The 22,558-nt window shown below is 31.8% G+C and carries 23 protein-coding genes and 1 pseudogene; 6 read left to right on the top strand and 18 right to left on the bottom strand.

The window, feature by feature from the left end; translation table 11 throughout:
* Nucleotides 1-3 precede the first annotated feature (3 nt).
* The 3 genes from F0000_RS11525 to tssD all read right to left on the bottom strand — a co-directional run bounded on the left by F0000_RS11525 (nucleotide 4) and on the right by tssD (nucleotide 835).
* Nucleotides 4-261: a hypothetical protein gene (locus F0000_RS11525; RefSeq protein ID WP_149624866.1), complete on the bottom strand. Its 258-nt coding sequence runs from the start codon at nucleotides 259-261 to the stop codon at nucleotides 4-6.
* Nucleotides 262-362: 101 nt separating this feature from the next.
* Nucleotides 363-608: a hypothetical protein gene (locus F0000_RS11520; protein WP_149624865.1), complete on the bottom strand. Its 246-nt coding sequence runs from the start codon at nucleotides 606-608 to the stop codon at nucleotides 363-365.
* A 68-nt stretch (nucleotides 609-676) separates the two neighbouring features.
* A complete protein-coding gene (gene tssD, locus F0000_RS27735; RefSeq protein WP_188112102.1) occupies nucleotides 677-835 on the bottom strand; it encodes a type VI secretion system tube protein TssD in 159 nt (52 codons plus the stop codon).
* Nucleotides 836-1,329: 494 nt separating this feature from the next.
* Here tssD and F0000_RS11515 point away from each other — a divergent pair.
* Both F0000_RS11515 and F0000_RS27730 read left to right on the top strand, forming a co-directional pair.
* Nucleotides 1,330-1,509: pseudogene (locus tag F0000_RS11515) on the top strand (IS5/IS1182 family transposase); the annotation flags it as partial.
* A gap of 529 nt (nucleotides 1,510-2,038) precedes the next feature.
* Entirely contained in the window at nucleotides 2,039-2,215 is a 177-nt protein-coding gene (locus tag F0000_RS27730; protein WP_188112101.1) for a hypothetical protein, read from the top strand.
* Between the two features lie 424 nt (nucleotides 2,216-2,639).
* Here the strand turns inward: F0000_RS27730 and F0000_RS28115 are convergent, their stop codons facing one another.
* The 10 genes from F0000_RS28115 to F0000_RS11470 all read right to left on the bottom strand — a co-directional run bounded on the left by F0000_RS28115 (nucleotide 2,640) and on the right by F0000_RS11470 (nucleotide 14,545).
* The gene (locus F0000_RS28115) at nucleotides 2,640-3,086 is read right to left on the bottom strand and encodes a hypothetical protein (protein ID WP_223148897.1); all 447 of its coding nucleotides are present in this window, start codon (nucleotides 3,084-3,086) and stop codon (nucleotides 2,640-2,642) included.
* Nucleotides 3,067-3,354, bottom strand: a complete 288-nt coding sequence (locus F0000_RS28110) for a hypothetical protein (RefSeq protein ID WP_223148896.1) — start codon at nucleotides 3,352-3,354, stop codon at nucleotides 3,067-3,069. The genes F0000_RS28115 and F0000_RS28110 overlap by 20 nt, the downstream gene beginning before the upstream one ends.
* Nucleotides 3,355-4,390: 1,036 nt before the next feature.
* On the bottom strand, nucleotides 4,391-5,893 hold the full coding sequence (locus F0000_RS11505; RefSeq protein WP_149624864.1) for an aldehyde dehydrogenase family protein: 1,503 nt from the start codon (nucleotides 5,891-5,893) through the stop codon (nucleotides 4,391-4,393).
* 173 nt (nucleotides 5,894-6,066) lie between these two features.
* Complete coding sequence (locus F0000_RS11500) at nucleotides 6,067-6,930, bottom strand: AraC family transcriptional regulator (protein ID WP_149624863.1); 864 nt, start codon at nucleotides 6,928-6,930, stop codon at nucleotides 6,067-6,069.
* A gap of 636 nt (nucleotides 6,931-7,566) precedes the next feature.
* Nucleotides 7,567-8,979: a hypothetical protein gene (locus F0000_RS11495; protein WP_149624862.1), complete on the bottom strand. Its 1,413-nt coding sequence runs from the start codon at nucleotides 8,977-8,979 to the stop codon at nucleotides 7,567-7,569.
* Between the two features lie 166 nt (nucleotides 8,980-9,145).
* A complete protein-coding gene (locus F0000_RS11490) occupies nucleotides 9,146-9,769 on the bottom strand; it encodes a hypothetical protein (RefSeq protein WP_149624861.1) in 624 nt (207 codons plus the stop codon).
* 899 nt (nucleotides 9,770-10,668) lie between these two features.
* On the bottom strand, nucleotides 10,669-12,702 hold the full coding sequence (locus tag F0000_RS11485; protein ID WP_149624860.1) for a discoidin domain-containing protein: 2,034 nt from the start codon (nucleotides 12,700-12,702) through the stop codon (nucleotides 10,669-10,671).
* Nucleotides 12,703-13,168: 466 nt separating this feature from the next.
* A complete protein-coding gene (locus tag F0000_RS11480; RefSeq protein WP_255452696.1) occupies nucleotides 13,169-13,534 on the bottom strand; it encodes a DinB family protein in 366 nt (121 codons plus the stop codon).
* Nucleotides 13,535-13,665: 131 nt separating this feature from the next.
* A complete protein-coding gene (locus F0000_RS11475; RefSeq protein ID WP_149624858.1) occupies nucleotides 13,666-13,863 on the bottom strand; it encodes a hypothetical protein in 198 nt (65 codons plus the stop codon).
* 244 nt (nucleotides 13,864-14,107) lie between these two features.
* A complete protein-coding gene (locus F0000_RS11470; RefSeq protein WP_149624857.1) occupies nucleotides 14,108-14,545 on the bottom strand; it encodes a hypothetical protein in 438 nt (145 codons plus the stop codon).
* A 584-nt stretch (nucleotides 14,546-15,129) separates the two neighbouring features.
* Here F0000_RS11470 and F0000_RS11465 point away from each other — a divergent pair.
* Complete coding sequence (locus F0000_RS11465) at nucleotides 15,130-16,446, top strand: hypothetical protein (RefSeq protein WP_149624856.1); 1,317 nt, start codon at nucleotides 15,130-15,132, stop codon at nucleotides 16,444-16,446.
* Between the two features lie 294 nt (nucleotides 16,447-16,740).
* Here F0000_RS11465 and F0000_RS11460 read toward each other — a convergent pair whose 3' ends face one another.
* From F0000_RS11460 to F0000_RS11450, 3 genes are read right to left on the bottom strand one after another with little or no spacing between them, the layout of a single operon-like run.
* On the bottom strand, nucleotides 16,741-17,730 hold the full coding sequence (locus F0000_RS11460) for an FAD:protein FMN transferase (protein ID WP_149624855.1): 990 nt from the start codon (nucleotides 17,728-17,730) through the stop codon (nucleotides 16,741-16,743).
* Nucleotides 17,731-17,738: 8 nt separating this feature from the next.
* The gene (locus tag F0000_RS11455) at nucleotides 17,739-18,116 is read right to left on the bottom strand and encodes a Na(+)-translocating NADH-quinone reductase subunit F (protein WP_149624854.1); all 378 of its coding nucleotides are present in this window, start codon (nucleotides 18,114-18,116) and stop codon (nucleotides 17,739-17,741) included.
* 39 nt (nucleotides 18,117-18,155) lie between these two features.
* Entirely contained in the window at nucleotides 18,156-18,350 is a 195-nt protein-coding gene (locus F0000_RS11450) for a DUF4846 domain-containing protein (protein WP_149624902.1), read from the bottom strand.
* A 633-nt stretch (nucleotides 18,351-18,983) separates the two neighbouring features.
* Here F0000_RS11450 and F0000_RS27725 point away from each other — a divergent pair.
* From F0000_RS27725 to F0000_RS11440, 3 genes are all read left to right on the top strand, one after another.
* Nucleotides 18,984-19,142, top strand: a complete 159-nt coding sequence (locus F0000_RS27725) for a hypothetical protein (RefSeq protein ID WP_188112099.1) — start codon at nucleotides 18,984-18,986, stop codon at nucleotides 19,140-19,142.
* Nucleotides 19,143-19,190: 48 nt separating this feature from the next.
* Nucleotides 19,191-19,754: a hypothetical protein gene (locus F0000_RS11445; RefSeq protein ID WP_188112098.1), complete on the top strand. Its 564-nt coding sequence runs from the start codon at nucleotides 19,191-19,193 to the stop codon at nucleotides 19,752-19,754.
* Between the two features lie 67 nt (nucleotides 19,755-19,821).
* Nucleotides 19,822-20,253, top strand: coding sequence for a hypothetical protein (locus F0000_RS11440; RefSeq protein WP_149624852.1), 432 nt, complete (start codon nucleotides 19,822-19,824; stop codon nucleotides 20,251-20,253).
* 259 nt (nucleotides 20,254-20,512) lie between these two features.
* On the opposite strand, the gene nqrF is transcribed toward F0000_RS11440, so the two are convergent.
* Both nqrF and nqrE read right to left on the bottom strand, forming a co-directional pair.
* Nucleotides 20,513-21,820: an NADH:ubiquinone reductase (Na(+)-transporting) subunit F gene (nqrF, locus tag F0000_RS11435; RefSeq protein ID WP_149624851.1), complete on the bottom strand. Its 1,308-nt coding sequence runs from the start codon at nucleotides 21,818-21,820 to the stop codon at nucleotides 20,513-20,515.
* Nucleotide 21,821: 1 nt separating this feature from the next.
* Nucleotides 21,822-22,535 carry an NADH:ubiquinone reductase (Na(+)-transporting) subunit E gene (nqrE, locus tag F0000_RS11430; RefSeq protein WP_149624850.1) on the bottom strand — a complete coding sequence of 238 codons (714 nt, stop codon included), beginning with the start codon at nucleotides 22,533-22,535 and terminating at the stop codon, nucleotides 21,822-21,824.
* Between the last annotated feature and the right edge of the window lie 23 nt (nucleotides 22,536-22,558).

Below are 22,558 nucleotides of genomic sequence, written 5' to 3'. Positions count from 1 at the left end.
TTTTTAAACGAAGTAGAAAGGAAAAAGAAACGATGAATATGCGAAATTTTTAGTTATAAATCGTATTATTGGAGTATTAGGTTGTCTAGACCCATTTCCCGTCTGGTTAGGTCTATTTATAGGGGCAGGAATAAATTCATAAACATCCTCTCCCCCATTATTTTGTTCTGTTATAGTTCCATCATTATCTGTCTCTCCTTCAACCTCCCAAATAATATCTGCGAAGGAATTACCATCATTTTGTAAGTCAGAATTTTCCAATTGAAAAAATAAAACTCTAATATTATCAGTAGATACAAAAGTTTCTGCTAAATTATCCGTAGCTGTATTATTTAGTTGATTTCCTTCATCATTAACTCTCCTTAATTCAAAATCAAAATCTTTTTATTAAACACCAAAGTAATTCTACTATCTGCTATTTCTATATCTTTTATTAAAATACCATTACTTTGTGTATTTATTTCAATTTCGTAGTTTCCCGTTTCAGAAATAAATTCACTAATATTTTTTTCGTTATCAGAAACGTCTGTACCAAAACCAACATTATTTGACTTATTTGTAAGGCTGAAACTTATCCGGATAATTATCAAAAAGCTTGCTAAACCCATCCCCTTTTATAAAAACGAATACATCCGTTATACATCAGATAGTCAGAAAACATCCCGTCATAAAAGAGCTAGTCATTACCAGTGGAGGCTATGCTAAGGTTAATTTTACCATTCTGTATATACGGATGCGGACGACCATTATCATACACCAACTGATTATATACAAATTTGGCATCCAGTACATTTCGTTCTTCGGTCTGGATAAATAGTTTTGCAAGAAAAGCCATAGCATATGCCTGTTATATCATTGGTGAAGTGAAAATATCCAAAATATGGTTAGGATAAAACTTTTGAGCAAATTATTTCTATATAGTTGTATTTTCCCGCTATCCAACACCTTATACCATCCAATATAGAATTACCTGTCAAAATTTGCAACTACCGTAATAAAATGACCATCTACACTGAGAAAATATATAGCTACCGTAATAAAATGACTATCTACAATGACAAAATATGCATCTACTATAATAAAATGACCATCTACACTGACAAAATATGCATCTACTATAGTAAAATGACCATCTACACTGACAAAATATGTAGCTACAGTAATAAAATGATTATTTACATTGCTAAATAAAGAGACATTAGTGGATCGGTTCCACCATCTTTAATATAGTTTACAACAAATATTTCGGCGTTTGTTGCTTGCTCGGTACACTATGATTAGTAATGGGTTTCTACTCACAAGCCTTTCGGTTGTGTACAGATCAAAGAGTACTTTGATCAAGAATTATACAATCTGAGATATGCCATAGAGCGAACCAATGTCTGGATGGACAGCTATCGTTCTCTACTCAACAGGTTCGACACTTCCAAAAGCTGCTGGGAAACCCTAAACTATATCACATTCATTGTAATTGCATTGAAAAAATTCTTAAACAAAAAGTCTAAATGACTTCAATAAAGTAAATATTGTTTAGTTGATATTTAGTTTTTGGATGTCAGAAAAAGGGCGTAAACTACCTCGAGGCAAGCCTCGGAGCATTTAAATCTCGATTATCGAGTAAAACGAAAACTCTATATCCATCGGATTCTAAGAAGTAGGATATAGAGAAGACTAGTATTCTAGTTTTAACCTATTCGCAGTTAGTATAATTCATAGATGGGATTTATATTGCTAACATCAGTATTAAGAAAATACTATAAATCGGTCACTATAATGTTTAATACCTTTAACTCTCCTCGGTATTGGGTGGATAATACATATAATCATAAAACTTTGCCTAATTGATATTCTCTTTATTGGTTTTTCTTTACATCTAGAAACTCGTAGATATATTTGATAAATATCACTGAAAACAGGGTAATGTAAATATTACAAGTTATTTAGTTTTGGTTCTGTAAAACACAATAAGGGATTAAGAGTGTTGGATATTACAATTATTAATTTTTTCTAAATATTTATTAACTCAAAGTACACAATTATGAAAAACTCATTATTAAATTTAAAAGGATCTCAAAAATTATCTAAAAATGAACAACAAGACATTAACGGAGGAATTGGACTAGGAAATTTCTGTGGTGGAGATGGTTCATTTATATTTGTAGATGGTGTTAAAGTTTGTTGTTTTGTATCATTCGAAGATGGATATATTTGTTAGTAACTTTTAAAGTCAGAATTTTTATTATTTAACTTTTTCATAAAGAAGCTGTCTCAAAAGTCAGCTTCTTTTTTTCTGAAAGTTGGAAAGGATTTAACTATCCAGTATTTTTTGTAATAGCACGTTTTTATGAAATCGTATGTAAAATTATATCCACAATCTTCCAAGTATCATTCTCTTTCTGTATTATAACACCATAAGCGCCTCCATTCAATTTACCTTTTGATCTACTTATTTTGAAAACTCCAAATTGTTTTGGAAGATCAAATACTATCTCACTGACTACTAACAATCCTTAAAAATCAAAATCGTATTTTTACTTCCAAATATCTGTCCCTTTTGGAAAATCGGAATATGGTTTAAGGATAACTATATGATTTATTATTGTGCCGTTTTTTATTTCAGATACTGTCCAAAGTATTCATTAACTATTTTTATTATTGAACTTATCTTCTCCTCTCCAATACTCAACAAAAACCCAATCGTGTCTTCCTGTTGTAGGTCTATCATAACTTTTAGGTTCCAGAATTTCAGAACAACCAAGAATTTCCATTATTGTATGTCGTTCATTTTTACTTCCTTTCATTACATCTTTTAGTCTATCTCTTAGCTTTCCTGGATATTCTCCAGGTTCTGAATCATTTATGCATTTTAAAATATCTTTAAAAGTCTGAATGTCTGATTCGGTTGGTTCAGAAATATTTTCTTGTTCAAATAGCTTTAAATCAAGATAATTGTAGAGCAAGTCTGAATGTCTAACTCCACTCCATTTTATACGCTCAAAATTTAGAACATTAAGATCTTCATTTTCGTACTTAAAAATTTCAGGACGATAAAATTCTCTTTTGCCTTCAAGTATAAGTTTTGGCATTAAAATAACTTGCAAGAGCAGAACGCCAATCGAGTCTTTTATTACTCAAACTTGATAAAAATCCTTTAGTTATTTTCTTTTCTTCGATTTGACTTAACAAACTTTTCAGATTGGATTTAATCTCATTCATTGAGAATGAAACTTGGTCAAACATTAACCCTTTGGATTTAGCATATTCAAAGTCTATAGGATCGGTTTCATACTCACGTTTCCAACCTTGGGAGCTCCAATAAGTTTTAAATAGAATTGATTTTGCTTTTTTATCCATTACCTTTTTCAAATGCACGCTAACATTGAATATAGTTACCCTAATAATTCTCTAAATTAATAAAACCTACTAATAAAAGAGAATTATCCGTATAAACAATGATTTATACAATCATTTCTATAGTAGGGGTGGCAGTGCCATCTTCTGAAAAGTACATGGTACCTTAAAAAATCTATTTATCATTTGAATTTATATATTGAAACTGTTCAGCTATTTCTTGACTAGTCAGGGAATTAAAATTAGTATGCTTTTAATCAAGAGCTTAGCTGTTTTTTTTTGTCTTTTCATTATAAAGCCTACCGAAAGACTACGACTACCAAAATAGTAACTAAAAACGAAGTCGTAAACCAAAAAGATTTGACGGACTTAATTAAAGCCCTAAACATTGGGTTAAGCACCAAAAACCTTATTAATAGGAGCCATTGTTACTTTTTTTGGAATGTCATTGAATAGAACAACTCTAAAAGCAGTAACTACTTCGGGGCACGCTCACGAGGCATTTATTGAAAAAAACATTTTGATTTTGAGGCAAGCCTCAGAGCATTTAAATCTCGATTATCGAGTAAAGATTTTAATGTACCTTCAAAAGGAGTAATCAACCAATAAGAGTACGTATAATTGCAATCATGCTTATGTATCCGAAAGGATAACATGATTTTACGGGATGTGTATGTTTTATTCGGTTGTGATTAAGGCCTTAGGTTTAAACAAAAACCCCAGAATAGTCCGGGGTTTTATATCTGTTCTTAGATGAAATCACCATAAACTGAATCAAATCATTTTTTAATTAAGGTGAAAGAAAAAAGAAATGATCTCTGTAGCTAACCTTATTTGAGAAATGGTTTTGTTTTGAAATTTAATTGTTATACGATTTGTGATTAAAAAATTCGTATAAATTCATTGAATTATTTTTTCTTTATGCAAGGCAAAAAAATCAAGTATAGCTATAGCTACGGTTTATTTTTTAAACGAAGTAGAAAGGAAAAAGAAACGATGAATATGCGAAATTTTTAGTTATAAATCGTATTAGTTCCAATTAAAAGAAGCCCATTGGCTTTTTGTCATAGGAGATTAACATATTTTTTACAACACGATAGTGATCCAAAGCCATTTTGTGGTTTTCACGACCAAAACCAGATTCCTTAACACCACCAAAAGGAGCGTGTGCAGGATATGTATTGTATTGGTTTACCCAAACTCTACCTGCCTGTATAGCACGTGGTACCTGATATAACTCGTGAGCATCTCTAGACCAGACACCGGCACCTAATCCGTAAGGTGTATCATTAGCAATAGCAATGGCTTCTTCTGTAGAGCTAAATGTTGTTAGTGCTACAACAGGACCAAAAATTTCTTCTTGGAAAACACGCATTTTGTTATCACCCTGTAAAACCGTTGGTTGTACGTAGTAACCATCGGATAATTCACCTTCATAGCTACCAGCATCACCACCAGCTAATACAGCTGCACCTTCTTCTTTACCAATTTTGATGTAGTTAAGTATTTTTTCGTATTGCGCTTTAGATACCTGAGAACCAATCATAGTTTCCGGATCTAATGGGTCACCTTGCTTAATTAGTTTCAAACGTTCTTTCATTTTTTCTACAAAACGATCTGCTATATCTTCGTGCACTAAAATACGAGAAGGACAAGTACAGATTTCACCTTGGTTTAAGGCAAACATTAAAGCTCCTTCTATAGCTTTACTAAAGAACTCATCGTCTTGATCTGCTACAGACGGAAAGAAAATGTTAGGAGATTTACCACCTAGTTCCATTGTTACGGGAATAATATTTTCTGCTGCATTATGTAATACTGTACGTCCAGTGTCTGTAGATCCCGTAAATGATAGTTTTGCAATACGTTTGGACGTTGCCAAAGCGGCTCCGGCTTCTTTACCAAAACCAGTTACAATGTTTAATACACCTGCTGGTAAAATGTCTCCAATTAGCTCCATTAAGATCATAACACTTGTTGGTGTTTGTTCTGCTGGTTTAACAACAGCTGTACAGCCTGCTGCTAATGCTGGTGCAATTTTCCAGGCGACCATTAGCATTGGAAAATTCCAGGGAATTATTTCTCCAACAACACCAATTGGCTCGTGTAATACAATACTAATAGTGTCTTTGTCGTGTTCTGATATACTGCCTTCATCTGCCCGTATAACACCTGCAAAATAACGGAAGTGATCTATACAATACGGGATATCTGCTGCACGAGTTTCACGAATTGGTTTGCCATTATCTATCGTTTCTAAAGTTGCTAAATACTCTAAGTTATCCTCCATAACCTGAGCAATTTTTAATAACACATTACTACGTTCTGTCGCAGAAGAAGTACTCCATGCCGGAAAAGCTTCATGTGCTGCATCCAATGCAAGATCTATATCTTCTTGAGTAGATCTTGCTGCTTGTGTAAATACTTTACCATTTACAGGAGATATGTTTTCAAAATATTGCCCTTTTGTAGGGGCAACGAATTTACCTCCGATAAAGTTATCATACTTCTCTTTAAATTCGGGTTTAGTTACATTTGCCATATTTACTGTGTTTTATTTTTTTTTACTATCGCTTGATAAAACAAGCGTTGTAATTAGGATACAAATGTACAGGCGGTGCATGGTTTTTTATTTATTGATATGGCTCAATAACTTATGAAAATAGCTCAAAATAACCCTTTTTGAGTGCTCACCAAACATTAATTACTTAAGTGCTAAAAAGTGATAGTGTCTGATGTTTTTTTTAAAATATCTGTCGGACTAATTCCGAACTTGTTTTTGAAGGCAATACTAAAGTTAGACAGGTTGTTATAACCGATGTCTAAGTAGATATCTGATGCTTTTAGGTTGCCAATTTGCAGGAGCTCTTTTGCTTTTTGCAGACGCCTATCTTTTAACCACTTTCCGGGTGCTTCTTTATATTCGATTTTAAAATGTCTTTTAAATGTAGCTAGACTCATATTGCATAAAAAAGCAATTTCTTCTAGTTTTAAATTGGAGTACACATTATCTTCTACAATACTTTTGAAGGGAGAAACTTCTTTAGATATCAGAGCGTGCAAATAATGCTCAAACTCACTACCATATTTATCTAATAGGTAAAGTAATATTTCTTCAAACTTTAGAGCTAATATTGCATTGCAATACCTACTATCTTCAAAAGATTTAGAGGATAAAGAGCTTATAAACGAAGTAATATATTCGTCGTTCTCTATAACAAAACACGGTACTTTTTCTTGGAGTGGCTTAGCATTTTTAATGTATTTACTTAAAAAATCGGTTAGTTTTTTTTCTGAAAAAAAGAACAGTTTGCAATAGTAAATAGCTTCAGTATCCAATAATTCTGTCCATAGCCAGTTTCCTTTTTTTAATAGTAATGACTGCTCACTATTTACAGCCTTAGAAGTATTAGCAAAATGCACTTGCTTTTTTCCTACTTGAAGAAAGCTAAACATATTCATGCTTAAATTAACCTTACTTTTTACCACATCATTGGTCATTTTAAAATCATACACAAAAATGTCTTTACTTTTGGCTGTGTTTCCGATGTAAATTTCAGGAATATTTTCTATTGGCATATTGGATTTTTTGAGCTTTCAGAGTATAGTAAAAACTGATAATTCCCTCTATTATTATCTGGTTAAAGATATTAATATTTTAGAACTCTCAATACCTTCTTCATCAAACCGTGCGTGAATTTTTCCCTTATATGACCTGCCTATAGAGTTCTTCATTGCATTTTTGAAAGTGTTTTCTGACGTACATACTTTTCTATGTCCTACTTATATCATCGTGTTTAGGATTGCCAATCCCTAATCTACATGATCTTTCCTCCTTCTGTACTAATCCATCTATAATCACACCATCCCTATGACTCCGGCAACTCTTCTATATTCCTTTGATTGTTACTCCTATGAAAGTGACAGGGTCTGATGAATGTCAAAACTCTCTTCTAATTGCAGATACACGTATCGAAGCTACTATGGATTCGTGCTTGCGCATTACGGCTTGATTATTTGTCCAGCACAGCTTCAGAAATATCTTCACAGATACAACTGTGTACTTTCCTTTAGCATGAATAGCCAATTACTCTGGTGGGATTTGCACCCACTGGATTGCCACAGCTTCGCGGCACACTAACGTTTTGTGTATGATACATATCCCGAAGGGTATACATAGGACACCGTGTTAGTGCCAGTAATGATTTTTTGTTATCATCTAAGTTTATCTACTTTTTCTAAAAAACTATTGATGTTATCGTTCACTTGATATGTCACTTTATTATTGTGATGATCTTCTGTTTTTATAGTAAATCGTTTTTTGCTTTTTATGTCTAAAAGAGCCTTGTTGAAAATTTTTTTTATAGCTAAATGGTTTGTATCAAGTAGCATGTTAGGGTTTAATTTTATTACATAACCTACCGAATCATTACCTAAAAATAAGGCGAAATCAGGGTTTTTATTAGCATCAAATCTTAAATGCTTATCAACAATGTAAGATGGTAGATCACATCTAGAAATGCTCATAAAGGTTTCCATGATTTTGGTATATCCAGCGGATTTGTTTAAAAAATGACCTGAACCAACATAAGGGCTAGAATTATAGTTAAACGCGACTCCAACAACTTTTAAAAGTTCATCTTTGTCTATTCTACTATTCTTGAGATAATATGAATATAATATTTCATATTTAATTTTATCCAATTCTTTTTCTGATATAAGATTATAAGATTTTGCTAGTAAAATAATTTTTTCAAGGTTTAGTTCACTCCTTATTTTGGGTGTTTTATATGGAGTTGTAATGTGTTTACCGAAATATTTATTTATTTCTTTTTCTAAATCTTGTTTAGGTATATTACTTTCTTCAAGTTTATGTATTATAGTAATCAAGTTTTCCATGACCCCACTTTTATTCATTGTTGTTTTCAATTCATCTTCAAGGGTTTTAGCTATTATTGGAATTGATTTTAACCCTCCAATACGAGCAAGTTCGGGAACAATTGTAAAGTAATAGGCTGTTTTTAAAAAATCATTATCGCCTATATTTTGTTTAATTTGGAGTAATGCTTGATAATAATCAGGACTGTTTTCAAAAAATAAAATAGGCGCAATTAAGTTAAAGTTTACTGTAGTTCCATATCTTAATCGTTCTATTAATGACTTTTTGATGTCTGATATAATTTTTGAAGACTTATTCTCTAGGATGATTTTATCCAGGGTACCTTTTCCAAAATCGTATGATATAAAATTATCAATATTAATTTCTTGATTTTGTAATAAGGATAAAATTTTCGAAAGCCTTTTCTCTAGAGGCTCTTGCTCGCTATACTCTCTTAAATCGCTTCCAAAAGAAATATATTCATTACTAGGCAAATTATATAAAGACTTTAGATCTGTAATTTTATTTTCAAATTCTAATAATTTGGTTTCACTCCATTTAGATTCTTTTTTAGAGTTAATTTCTGATTTTTTCAGCTTAAACTCATATCCTAATGTATCTAAATCTTTTTGGTTTTGGTATACTAAAATTTTAAAACTATTCGAGTTGAGTGTTCCCTTATTTTCAAATTGAGAAAAAGTTCTTTTGCTTAAAAATAATATAAAAAATATAACCAAAGTTTTTTTCATTCCTGTTTATTGGTGCTAACGATTCAAATAAAAAGTCGTTTTAATGCTTTTTATTTTGTGTTCTTTCCTTTATTGTCATTATAATATTCATTTTCTTGATTAATTAAGTTGTAAACTTTTTATAATAATTGAAAAAATTAATCCTTATTTGTTAGCTGGTTGTTTACTAATAGCAATCTGAACAAGGTTCTGGTGTATGAATTTCTTTTCCATCAATAAATTTGTAATAGCCTTTACAATCATAAGGAGAGCAGTAAATTATCATTTCCTTCTTATTCTTATTAATTTGCATACCTCCGTTCTGCATGGGTAAAGACCTATCACGTATAAACCCTTTTGTTTCTAGATCATAAAAAAAGAAGTAGCAATCCGTTGAACCATGAGACGCATTCAAAATATCAACAAGTATAAAGTCGCATAAACCATCAAAATTATAATCTTCCTTTATAACAGATGGATTTCTTATGTCTTTGTAAGTTGTTGTTTTTAGAAAATCAAGTGTATCAAGATTAGTAGTTCCCGAAAATAGTATAACACTTGATAAGTAATGATCTTTTTTGTTATTAATAAGTTTGTAATCAATGGTATTACATTTTAATTTCTCTCCATTTTGTTTCAGAAACAATTGTATTGCTTTACTACTCTCTGATTTTATATTGGTTTGCGAACCAAATACCCAACCGATTGTGTCTTTGTATTTAATTTGATACCAATAGTCTATATAACCTCTTATGGTATCTACTTTACTAGTATCAATAATAACACATTGATCACCTTCATTGAGTTTCATTACTACTTTACTCTTTTTGGGATTATCTCTTATCCAAATATTATCTCCTTCTATAAGCAGTGAACTTTGTTCTTTCTCAATAAGAACTAAAGGAATACTATCATCTTTCTCTTTGTTTTGTTTTTGCTTGGTTTTACATCCAAAAAAAATATAAATGATACTAAAAATACTTTATAAGCTTGTTTTCCATTATAGTTAAATGAATCCATAGTATGCTTTTGATGATGTCAAAGTAAAACCATTTTTGATACTTTTTTTACACAGTTTCCAGTGAAAAACTTGTAAAATATTCATCATAACAAACGAATATAGTTACTCTAATAATTCTCTAAATTAATAAGACCCTCTAAGAAAAAAGGGGATTCCCCGTATAAACAATGAATTAGAACGTTCATTTCTATAATGGCGGGGTGGGGCATCGTCTGAAAAGTATATCGTATATAAAAAAATCTGGTCTATCTTCTGAATTTATATATTGGACCTGTTCGACTATTTACTTACTAGTAAAGTAATTAAGAGTATAGCTTTTGATTAGCACCATCCTTTTGAATGTCTCGTAAAAGAAAATCCAAACAACAAATGGCATAAAACCTATCTAAAAAAGGAGAGGTTTTCAACAAACGAAAAACCTCTCCCATATACAAATATCAATAGTAAACTCAACTATTATCTATCAAAAGGCCGAATACGTACATTATTATTTTTCAACCTGATTTTCCCAGTTAATGTAGAAAATAAAACCACTGATTTGAGTGCTTTAACAAAGGAAAAGTGCATCAAGAATAGTTTTTTTAACCCAAAACGCTTGTGATACAAAATCCTTATCAGAATTTCACTCAAACTGACGCGCTTGAGATCAATAGAAACTCAGATTTTTAGTATATTTTCTTGGAGTCAGTTTATTTTATATATATGTTTTTGGTTATGGTTTCTCCTCTATAGGTTATATTAACAACATTCAATCCTGTTGTAAAATCACTGGTATTCAGGCTAACGATTTTTGTTTCTTTATTTTGGATACTTGTCTTGCTAATTATAGATTTTCCATTAAAATCATAAACTTCTACCAGAATGGTACCGTTTACAGGAGAATCCAAGTCTATCTCTATGTCATCTCCTTTAGTAACTGGATTGGGATAGATATTCAAATCGACTGAGTTTTCGATATTTTTAGTGTTACTTATAGATGTTGTTACTATGGGAGTTGACTGTTTTTCTCCATAAGCTTCAAACTCTACAATATGCACTCCTACATTAGCAGAATTATAGTTCATATTGATTCTCAGATATCGAGCGGTGGTATCTAAAGATTCAAAAGTATTCCCCTGGCTACTGGCGGGTATTGTATTATTATTAAAATCAATAATATCTACCCAATTAGTACCATCAATAGATGCTTGTATATCATATTGATAATATCTACTACCATCATAATAATTAATAACTACGATTTTGTTTACGTCATACACGTCTTCCAGATCTACTTGCCACCATTGTGAATAAGGATTTGCTGCCCAGTAATTATCATTTACAGAATAGTTATTATCATTTGCTTCTGAACTTAAACTATTCAATTCATTACCCGAAGCACTTGTTGGTTTGTTTAATGCTATATTTGCTACTACAGTTGGATTTGCAAGATCCCCATAAGCTTCAAACTCTACAATATGCACACCTGTATTAGCAGAATTATAGTTCATATTGACTCTCAGATATCGAGCGGTGGTATCTAAAGATTCAAAAGTATTCCCCTGGCTACTGGCGGGTATTATATTATTATTAAAATCAATAATATCTACCCAATTAATACCATCAATAGACGCTTGTATATCGTATTGATAATATCTACTACCATCATAATAATTAATAACTACGATTTTGTTTACGTCATACACATCTTCCAGATCTACTTGCCACCATTGTGAATAAGGATTTGCTGCCCAGTAATTATCATTTACAGAATAGTTATTATCATTTGCTTCTGAACTTAAACTATTCAATTCATTACCCGAAGCGCTTGTTGGTTTGTTTAATGCTATGTTGGCATTATAATGTGACGTTGACACCGTTGTTCTATAATATTGCTTTCCTATCCAACTATTATGTGTTCGATCCCAGGTACTGGAGTTCAAGTTATCTGATAACCCAGAAGTGGTCGCTCCCCAAGTACCTGCACTTACCAAATAGTCATGATCAAATACATTTTGCGCTCTCAAGCCTGTGTCATACTCTGAATATAAATTTATAGTAATCCCCCCAAGAGTATTCGCTATATCCTGCATTATCTTTGAAGAATAGATATGATCTGAATGATCAGCAGGATTGATCGTATCGTCATCATCAGCCAGATTAAATGTTACATCGTTTAAATCAGTAGCTTCTACTTCTATTAATGATCTAAGTGTATTTCTTAGATCTGTTAATGAATTATATTGTGTACTAGTATCTATAGCCGAAATGTCTGGTACAATCCCGTTATACAGTCTTTGCACACTCCTGAATCCTTGTTGCAAATACCCAGATCCATTGGGGCTACCATCTGGTAATCTTAAGAAATAAGCCGTTGCATTGCGATACGTATATTTCAGGATATTATGTCCATTAATAGTTACTATTGTTTCATTCATATTAGTACCCAAACCGGCGCCTGTAGTAAAGGTATTAGACATAAATCGAATGGCTCTTAAACTTCCTTCTTCTCTAGCCAAATATTTATTACTGCTTATTCCTGTACCCGAATCTCCGGCTGTTATATGTATAAACACTACTTTTTCATTTGGGTTTTTTATACTATTATATGCATTGGGGTTCATAAACAACTGCCAATCATCTGGATGTGGCGATACATAAATACTTGTCGTATCCTGCCCATATAAATTAAAGAAATAAGAACAACCAAGAAATGTAATAATAATGCTAAATAAGTTTTTCATGCTAAATGGATTTTACGAATTAAATACACTGAAATTATAGCCGATTGACTTGTACTCTGATCTTGATATGACACAAGACCACAATGAATAATTACCATTGTTGAGTTTCCCATACTTATCAACCGGTAGTTTTTTTATGAGATATATTATCTTTATTTTCAAATGTAAACATTTGATTATGAAAGCAAAATTTTTTTTTTTTTAAATAAAGTCATTAGCATCGGTGTTCGAGAATTTAGGAAGAACCCAAATATTTCCTTCTAAACTATAGCAGAAGTCAATTTCTTTGGTTTTTCTTTGTTGGTTTTTTGAAGAAGAGATTCTCTGTCTTTAGTTTGTTCGTTATATTGTAATTTGGAATGAACCCATCCTGACTTTTTATTTTTAACCGAAAATGATATGCACCAACCCTTCGATATGTACTTTAGCTTATTATGATCACTATGTTTCTGCTGGCTTTATTTCCTCAACGCTTTATATATAAATTTTCTATTATTTTAATATGATGTAAATCATGTCCGAGAATATGATATCCCAAAGCTCTTGCACTTGCTTGATGTCCATTGGCAATTCCCATACGCTTTAATGATTTTTCAGAAAGTCCATTAAAGAGTGTAATAGTTGATAATCGTAAAGCTTCATATTCTTCCATAATATTCTCAATGGTTCTCTCTGATGTATCAGAATTAAAATTATACTCATCCTGTTCAAATCCTGGGAAATTTGTTTTATCATTTCTAGCAAAACAAAGTGCTCTATATCCATAGATTCTTTCATCATCAATTATATGAACTAAAATTTCTTTAATCGACCATTTATACGATTTACGAATAAAAATTTCGCATCTAATGACATTCTTTTTCTACTATATTTTCTTCATAAAATGAAACAATAGCTATGGCTATTCTTTAATTTGATTCATCAATCTAGCGAAAAATCCTTGCCATTATTTTTACGAAATTCTCACCCGTAAATCGTATTATTCTTTTCGTATCGATAGTCTAGTTCTTCATTCGATACGTTATTAATCAAAGTTTTTGTTCTCTTTAAACTCGATTTCAATTGCTCAATAAGGCTTCCATCTTTTTTTACCAATTTCATATACATTTCTGCATAAATAGGATACTCTTTTTGTGATGGAAATTCAATACGCTTAATCATTCAATATTTCTTTTTTCAGGCTTGTCGCTAACATTGGTTTAGAGCATGTTTAAAAACAATGCAAACTGATTATCAGTAGTTTGGTGTTCTGACGACACTTCAAATCGACGACATATCGAGATATGTTGTTTATTTGAAGTAAAGTCAAGGTTGTCAAAGTAATGACCAGCAGGCAGAAGGGTTTTTAAACATACTCTTAGCTAAAACTAGCAATTTTTATATATTCTGTTATTAAGTATAGTTTTTACTTTTGAAAAGTCATATAAATAGTTGGAGTTTCAGGAATACTTGGGTAAAGGTTTTCAATCACAAATTTTGAACTATTCATAATTTGAATTTCAAATTCAGTAGCCGTATCGTCGTCCCAATTCGGTGTTAGTTTTATTACATTATCTATTAATTCATATGTGAATTCATTTCCAAATGCACTTCCTGATTCCGTTTTAATAACAGTATTCTCATTAACGAAATTTAATTCTGAACGTCCATTTATAGGTAGGGTTTCTGTATAGGTTCCTGATAAACTTTTCGATGCATTGTCATCGTCGCTATTGCAAGAAATCATTCCGATTAGAATGATAATTCCAATTAGTACTTTTTTATCCATATTCTTTTTATAGTAGACACATATACTGCAGAGTGGTTGCTTCAAATGTCTCGCACAATGGTATTTTGTAAGCACAGTAGCGGAATTTAAACTCCCAATTCTTTCGAATTATTATTGCACTTTGATAAAGGTACAAAACTTGTATTGGAGCATTAATCCGCTCTTACATTATTTTGTTATGCTCTTCTTTTACAGCTATTATTCGTATGCTCACATACAAAAATCAAGCACTCATGACATTCTTTCATAATTCAGGTCATTAATCTCTCAATTTTGAGCTGTTAAATGATGTGAACTAATGAGTTAAGTATAAACACCTGTTTTTAAAAAGCAGTATTTATACTCTAGCAAAACCTAAAGTATCGTTAGATATTTGTAACGTAATCAAAAACAAATTATTCGATTGAGTAGCTACTATCAATTTTTGTTTACAAAGGTGAAAATTCCAAAAAGCCTTTTATACGATTTGTGATTAAAAAATTCGTATAAATTCATTGAATTATTTTTTCTTTATGCAAGGCAAAAAAATCAAGCATAGCTATAGCTACGGTTTATTTTTTAAACGAAGTAGAAAGGAAAAAGAAACGATGAATATGTGAAATTTTTAGTTATAAATCGTATTAATAGAGTAAACAACAAACAATTAAATCAATCTTATTATGAGTATAACTATAACAAAAGCAAACTCTAACGGTTCAGCTACTACAGAGACTGAAGGGTCTATTAACAATATTCAACAAATGTGGGATGCTACTATTGGATATTATGCACAAGGTATGCCAGATACTTCGGCAATGTATAAAGTGTATACCAGAATGGTAGCAACGCTAACGTATCAGGATATCGCTAACGTGTTTAGCGGTGTCTACGCCAATAAGTACTGGAATATTAATTTAATGGATTATTCCATTCTTTCAAAGAGTTTACAAAGTGCTCTTGCTATTTCACCTGCATCTTTAGCTGATACCTATGCAAAAAATGCTTTAGTGCAATGGAGAGGTATCCTAACCCGTAAGACTACTTCTGATATTGGACAAATTCCTGTAGCAGGAAGTGTTACAGCAAGTATTGACATTGTTTGTAACAATAGTACGGAACTGTTACCAGAACAATTAATCCAAAATTGGAACTCTGTTTATTGGCAATATCCTCAGGTAGGTAAAAACTATGTGTACACTCGCTGTCAGAATGTTAATTTTTTTGGAGATCTTAGCAACAGTGATTCAACCCCTATAATGCCTATAGTACATATGTATTATACCACAGGTGGTTTCAATCAACCTCCATCTTCATGGCTTCAACTGACAACAACTGATGGTGTTAATTTAGATGGGAAAGTAGTTTTATTATCTGGTGTTCCTGGCCCTATGCCTCAAGGTACTCGTGGATGTTCAGAATCTTTCTTCTTTAACCCTACATCTACAGACCATGTTTGTCTTATTGCAACGGTTACAACTGATTATTTTAGTAATCCAAAAAATGCAGATAGTAATTGGAATTCTAGTACTTGGATTACACACAATGGAGCAGGTGCATGGAAAAATGTCAATCCACAACAAGGAGTCGAAAATACGCTTTCGTTTTATAATCAAGATGATTCAAATGAAAAATTTGTATTTAAAGTACAATGTCAAAATGTTCCGGAAGGGTCAAAAATCAGCCTTAAAAGCGCTGATAAATCAATAGCTTTAGACTCTGGAACGCTCTTTGTAAATAAACATTCTGCTAATTATGAATTTGCTGTGGATTTACCAGCAAATTATAAAGGTGAATTAATTGTTAGTATGGAGGACGCAACTGGCAATATGTTGCCAGCTAATGCTTCTGTTCATATTGATATGTATTGGAGATTACCTAAAGGGCACAAACAATATGAAGCATCAATTGCTCTTTACAATGCTCATGAAAAATCAAATACCTCTGAAGACCATGATTTGATTGTTGGTAGTTACACATTAACAGGTAATGATGGCTAACATTTAGAGTAGAGACAGCATATTATGCTTTGAGTAATGCGTATCCTTTAAAAAAAGGGTACGCTTTTTTTAAAGGAAGAAAATCTGTAAATAGTAGATCGTTTGTTTGGGCTACATGCAGTCCTAATTAAAAATTAAGCACACATAAAGCTGAAAATTAAATCTTTACGTGTGATTGATTTTTGGCTAAAATATCTATAAAGTATTTTAAAATAAAAAATATAAAGGAATTAAACTTTATTATATCAGAAATACTTTCCTGCGTGTGAATCAATATTTCTATGGATCACATTCTTATGGAAATCCATTAACAGAAAGCGTATTTATTTTTTTCTGAGCATCTTCATATATGAAGAACACTTTAAGATCTTGATGCGTTTTTAAGAATTCTTTAGACTCCTGTAACCCCATGGACATGAATGCTGTAGCATAAGCATCTGCTTCCATACAAGTTTTTGTCAATATAGAAACACTCAAAAGATTTGATTTATGAGGATACCCTGTACTGGCATCTATAATATGAGCATAGCGATTTCCTTCTTCATCTAATTTAAATTTACGATAACTACCAGAAGTAGCCATAGCTTCATTTTGTAAAGAGATAATCTTACTATACGATTGAGTTTCATCAAAATTAGGGTCTTCTACACCAATTTTCCAAGGTTTTTTTTTGATCACCTGACTTCCCTTCCCTCTGATTTCGCCTCCTATTTCTACCAGGTAGTTCTCAATTCCTTTACCTTCTAAAAATTCAGCAAACACATCAACTGCATATCCTTTTGCCAACGCATTAAAATCAAGAAAGGTTTCAGAATATTCTTTTACAATCTTATTATTTTTGAGATGCACCTTATCCAAACCAACAGCTACTAATAAACTATCTATTTTGACACTATCTAGCGTCATTATTTTACCCTTAGGACCAAAATCCCAGGCATTAACCAAAACCCCGATTGTAGGATCAAAAGCACCATCGGTTTCTTTGTAAATCTCTTTTGAAGTAGTAAATACATTTCTAAAATGATCATCAACCACTATTGTAGTATCTCCTTTATTAATTTCTGAGATATCAGAATCACTCTGATATGTAGACATCGAAGCATTAATAATCTGTATGATACTATCATATGATTTAGAAATATCGATTTCGTGTTTATCTATAAATTGAACAGAAAATGTGGTTCCAAAAGCTTCCCCTTTTGTATAATTAAGAGTCAATGAAGGCTTAGTCTGGCAGGAAGACAATACAATGCAAAAGAATACTAGCGTGAGATTTTTAATCATTTCTGTTTCTAATTAAGATGAGTTTCTATTATCTGTAAACCTGCATACTCTAACACATATTCCTCATCAAACAAAACAGGTTTAGTAGGGTTTTCTGAATTCTGTAACCCTACACCTGCATAAAAAACCTTTGCTTCTTGTTCTCTCGCGTGTTTTTTAAAAGCTTCCATCCATATCATATCATAATTATGTGGATTATCAGGATAAGAAATAGCTTTTACAATTATAAAATAACGTTGATTTACTGAGTCTATACATACGAATTGAGGATGTTTCCCCAGCTTACTATTGATAGCAATAAACTCGAATCCTTTTTTTTCTAATTCTTCACCGACAATATTCATTGCCAGATTATGAAGCTCTTGTTTTGTTAATATTCTGCTCATAGCGAAACAAAGATAGTACTTTGGTTAAAAAAATAAATATCATTTAAACCTTATAAATACACCTTTTTCAAAATAATAACCAGGAGTATAAATAGTCGTATTTTCTTTAAATCTATACCACGGAGAAATACTAGAGTCTTCAAAGTTTTTAAGTAAACATACATTCTGGGCTGGAATATTTTCTTGTGCCAATAAAAATAGTTTTTCTCTTCTATTGTTTAAATCATTTTTGATCTGAAAACATTACAATTTTTAGATGGGGTTTAAATTTGAACACACCATTATGCTAAATTTTAAAAAAGTCAACTCATAAAAACAAACAGTCTTCTTAACAGTACTATTTATTAAAAAAAAGAATCATTTACTAAAATTACATGTAACTCTAAGTAAATAATCCTCAAGGCAAGCCAACTAGGCATTTATTCGAATTCTAATTTCCTTGATGAAAACCAAAGTTTTCAAGCTTTTCTATTCGTATGAAGCAAGCCTTAAGAAATTAAACCCTAAGAGATTAAAACAATTAAAATTTAGACCAATCGTAACTAAAAGGAACAAAACTTTTTTCACATAACTTAATTTATAGAAATATATCCATGTTTCAATTCCCACTCATTTTCAAAAATCAATTGAGATTTATTTAATACAACATTAACAAACGCGGAATTTTCACCTAAGAGTATGTTTAAAAACCTTACTTCCTGAAAACAACTATTTTAAGAACCGTGAGTCTACTTCAAATAATTAAAATATCTCGATATTCTCATCATTTGAAGTGTCCTCAGAACCTCAAACTATTGATTTTCAATTTGTATTCTTTTTAAACATACTCTAAGTCATTAACATAATCATATAACATAAATAAACAAAATGAAAAGATTTTATTCTATTTTAATTACACTATTTGCTTTTACCGTAGTCTCTGCTCAAGAAAACAATGACTATGGTTTCAAAAAAGGTGATTTTTTTATCTCAGGAGCCCTAAAATACAGCGCTCTATTAAGTGATAAATTCAGCTCAACAGATTAATTATTTGTAGAACCCTCTCTAGGATACTTTATATCCGATAAGATTTCATTGGGACTTCAGTCAAAATTTTTATTAACGAATACCGAAAACAGTAACACTTATGGAATTGGTATCAATGGTCGTTATTTCTTTATGCCCAAAAGAAGATTTAATGTATTTACAGAACTTGCTCTGGATTACTCCAATACTGAAATTAATTTTCGTTCCTACAAAGGAAAAACCGATGCATATAGTGCAACCTTTTCAACTGGCTTAAATTATTTTATTACAAAACATCTATCGTTATTTACAAAATTTGAAATTTTGGATTATTGTTATTACAAAACCGATGCTAACAGAAATTTCACTTCTCAACAACAACAACAAAATTTTGATGATCATAAAATAAGAATAGGTCCAGAAAATCTACATCTCGGTATTATGTATAATTTTAAACAAATGAGAACATCTATTTTATGCTTTCTAGCAGTACTATGGTACTCAAATATCGTGGCGCAAAGTGAGACGCAATATGGATTCGAAAAAGGAGATTTTACAATTTACGGAACAATGAATTATTCTTATCAAAATTCCGAATCTTTCAGAAATAATATAGAAGGGGGAATCATATAGGTTTGAAACCAAAGGGCATAATTTTAGTATCATTCCAGAAATAGGTTATTTCATATCCTCACACCTTATGGTCGGTTTAAAATTTGGATATATTAGTTCTAAAACAGAAAACTATGATAATAATCTTTATGGCTTCTTTTCAAAGGGAAAAGGATATAACACGGGCATATTTGGCAGATATCACTTTTCTCATCAAAAAAGAGTCTCTTTATTTATTGAGCTCAATGCTGGATACCAAATGATCAAATCGGATTCTGATAAAATATTCCAAGTTAATAACCTTACGACTAGTACTGAGAAAAATGAGAGTTATAATGTGACAGCAGCTCCCGGAATTAATATATTCATCAACAAAGACCTTTCTTTAACCTCTAGAATTGGAAGTATAGGATATTCGCATATTAAAGGTAGTTTTAATGATTCTGATGGAGATATAGGTACTAATAAAAGAGACAGTTTTAATGCCAACATTTCTTTAAGTAATACGATTTACGGGTAAGAATTTCGTATAAATTCATTGAATTATTTTTTCTTTATGCAAGGCAAAAAAATCAAGCATAGCTATAGCTACGATTTATTTTTTAAACGAAGTAGAAAGGAAAAAGAAACGATGAATATGTGAAATTTTTAGTTATAAATCGTATAAATTCTATCTTGAAGTACTTTATAGAATCTAAACTAAGATAACAATTCATAAAAAAACCGATACAATAATTGTATCGGTTTTTAAAATTTTTATTATAACAGGCACTTTCTGTCTATCCTCCAAAGTCGTCAAATCTGATATTCTCATCAGGAATACCAAAATCTTCTCCCATTTTCTGAACAGCCTTGTTCATTAATGGTGGTCCACAGAAATATAGTTCAATATCTTCTGGTGATTCATGATGATTAAGATAGTTATCAATTACACAATTATGAATGAATCCTACAAACCCATCTCCTTCTGCATCAATATCACTTTTAACTTTCCAATTATCTTCTTCTAATGGTTCTGACAATGCCAGAAAGAATTTAAAATTAGGAAAGCTCTTCTCCAAATCATAGAAATGATCCAGATAGAATAATTCACGCTTAGAACGACCTCCGTACCAATATGTAACTTTACGCCCTGTTTGTAATGTTTTAAACAAGTGATATAAGTGAGAACGCATGGGAGCCATACCAGCTCCTCCTCCTACATATAACATTTCTGAATCAGAATCATTAATAAAAAACTCTCCATAAGGTCCTGAGATAGTAACTTTATCGCCTGGCTTCTGTGCAAAAATATAAGAGGAAGCAACTCCTGGATTTACATCCATCCATCCATTTTTACTTCGATCCCATGGTGGAGTCGCGATACGTACATTAAGCATAATCTCCCTTCCTTCAGCAGGATAAGAAGCCATCGAGTATGCGCGCTCTACCGTTTCATTATTTTTCATCACTAATGGCCATAAACCAAATTTATCCCATTCTGCCTGAAATTTATCTGGAGTTTCGTGCTCTTCTGGATGCGCAGTAATATCAATATCCGCATACTTAATCTCACACTGAGGGATTTCAATTTGTATATACCCACCTGCTTTATACCCCATATCTTCGGGAATCTCTACAACGAATTCTTTAATGAAAGAAGCTACATTATAATTACGAACTACGGTTGCTTCCCATTTTTTGATTCCAAAAACTTCTTCAGGAACCTGTATATTCATATCTTGTTTTACCTTTACCTGACAGGCAAGACGCGCACCGTGCTGTAATTCTTTACGAGAAAAGTGAGGCGTCTCTGTTGGCAGTGCTTCTCCTCCACCTTCTAATACGTGGCACTCACACTGGATACACGTACCACCACCTCCACAAGCAGATGGTAAAAATATTTTTTCATTACCCAAGGTAGATAATAAAGTACCTCCCGAGGCAACTTCAATCTCTTTTTCGCCATTAATCGTAATCTTAACGGGGCCTGATGGCAATAGTTTATCTTTTGCAAATAATAAAATTCCTACTAAAACTAAGGTTAACACCAAAAACGAAATGATGGTGATAACAATTGTTCCAACTGTTGATGCTAAAAATATCATGTTATTTAAGTATTGAAACGTTAGTGTTTTCTGCTACTTCCTTAGCAGTTTTCTCCTCTACCTGAACAGTTTTCTGTTTCTTTGTCTCTTCTTCATCTCCTCCTGTAAGCATTCCTCCAAAACTCATAAAACCAATTGCCATAAGCCCTGTAAGAATAAAAGTGATTCCTAATCCTCTTAGAGGAGCGGGAACATTAGAGTATCTAATCTTCTCTCTAATTGCCGCAATTGCAAGGATCGCAAGAAACCATCCGATTCCAGACCCTACACCATATACCGCCGCGTGAGAAATAGTTGCAAATTCTTTTTGCTGCATAAATAATGACCCTCCTAAGATGGCACAGTTTACAGCAATTAGTGGTAAAAAGATACCTAATGAATTATACAATGAAGGTGAAAACTTCTCTACTACAATTTCTACCAATTGTACCATGGTTGCAATAGTAGCTATAAATAGAATAAAGGTTAGGAAACTTAAGTCATAATCTGCATATTCTGAACCTAACCAAACTAAAGCGCCTTCTCTGAGAATATACTTATCTAACAAGAAGTTTAATGGCACTGTGATTGCCAAAACAAATATTACAGCCGCTCCAAGACCTACTGCTGTAGACACCTTTTTAGACACTGCCAGATATGAACACATTCCTAAAAAGAATGCGAATACCATGTTATCTATAAAGATTGATTTTAAAAATAATTCTAAATATTCCATTTTTAATATTTTTTAGTTCGCAC

It is taken from the genome of Aquimarina sp. RZ0 (genome assembly GCF_008370685.1).
Classification (GTDB): Bacteria; Bacteroidota; Bacteroidia; order Flavobacteriales; family Flavobacteriaceae; genus Aquimarina.
The sequence above is the reverse complement of the archived record's forward strand: the minus strand, read 5'-3'. Positions and strand labels throughout refer to the sequence as shown.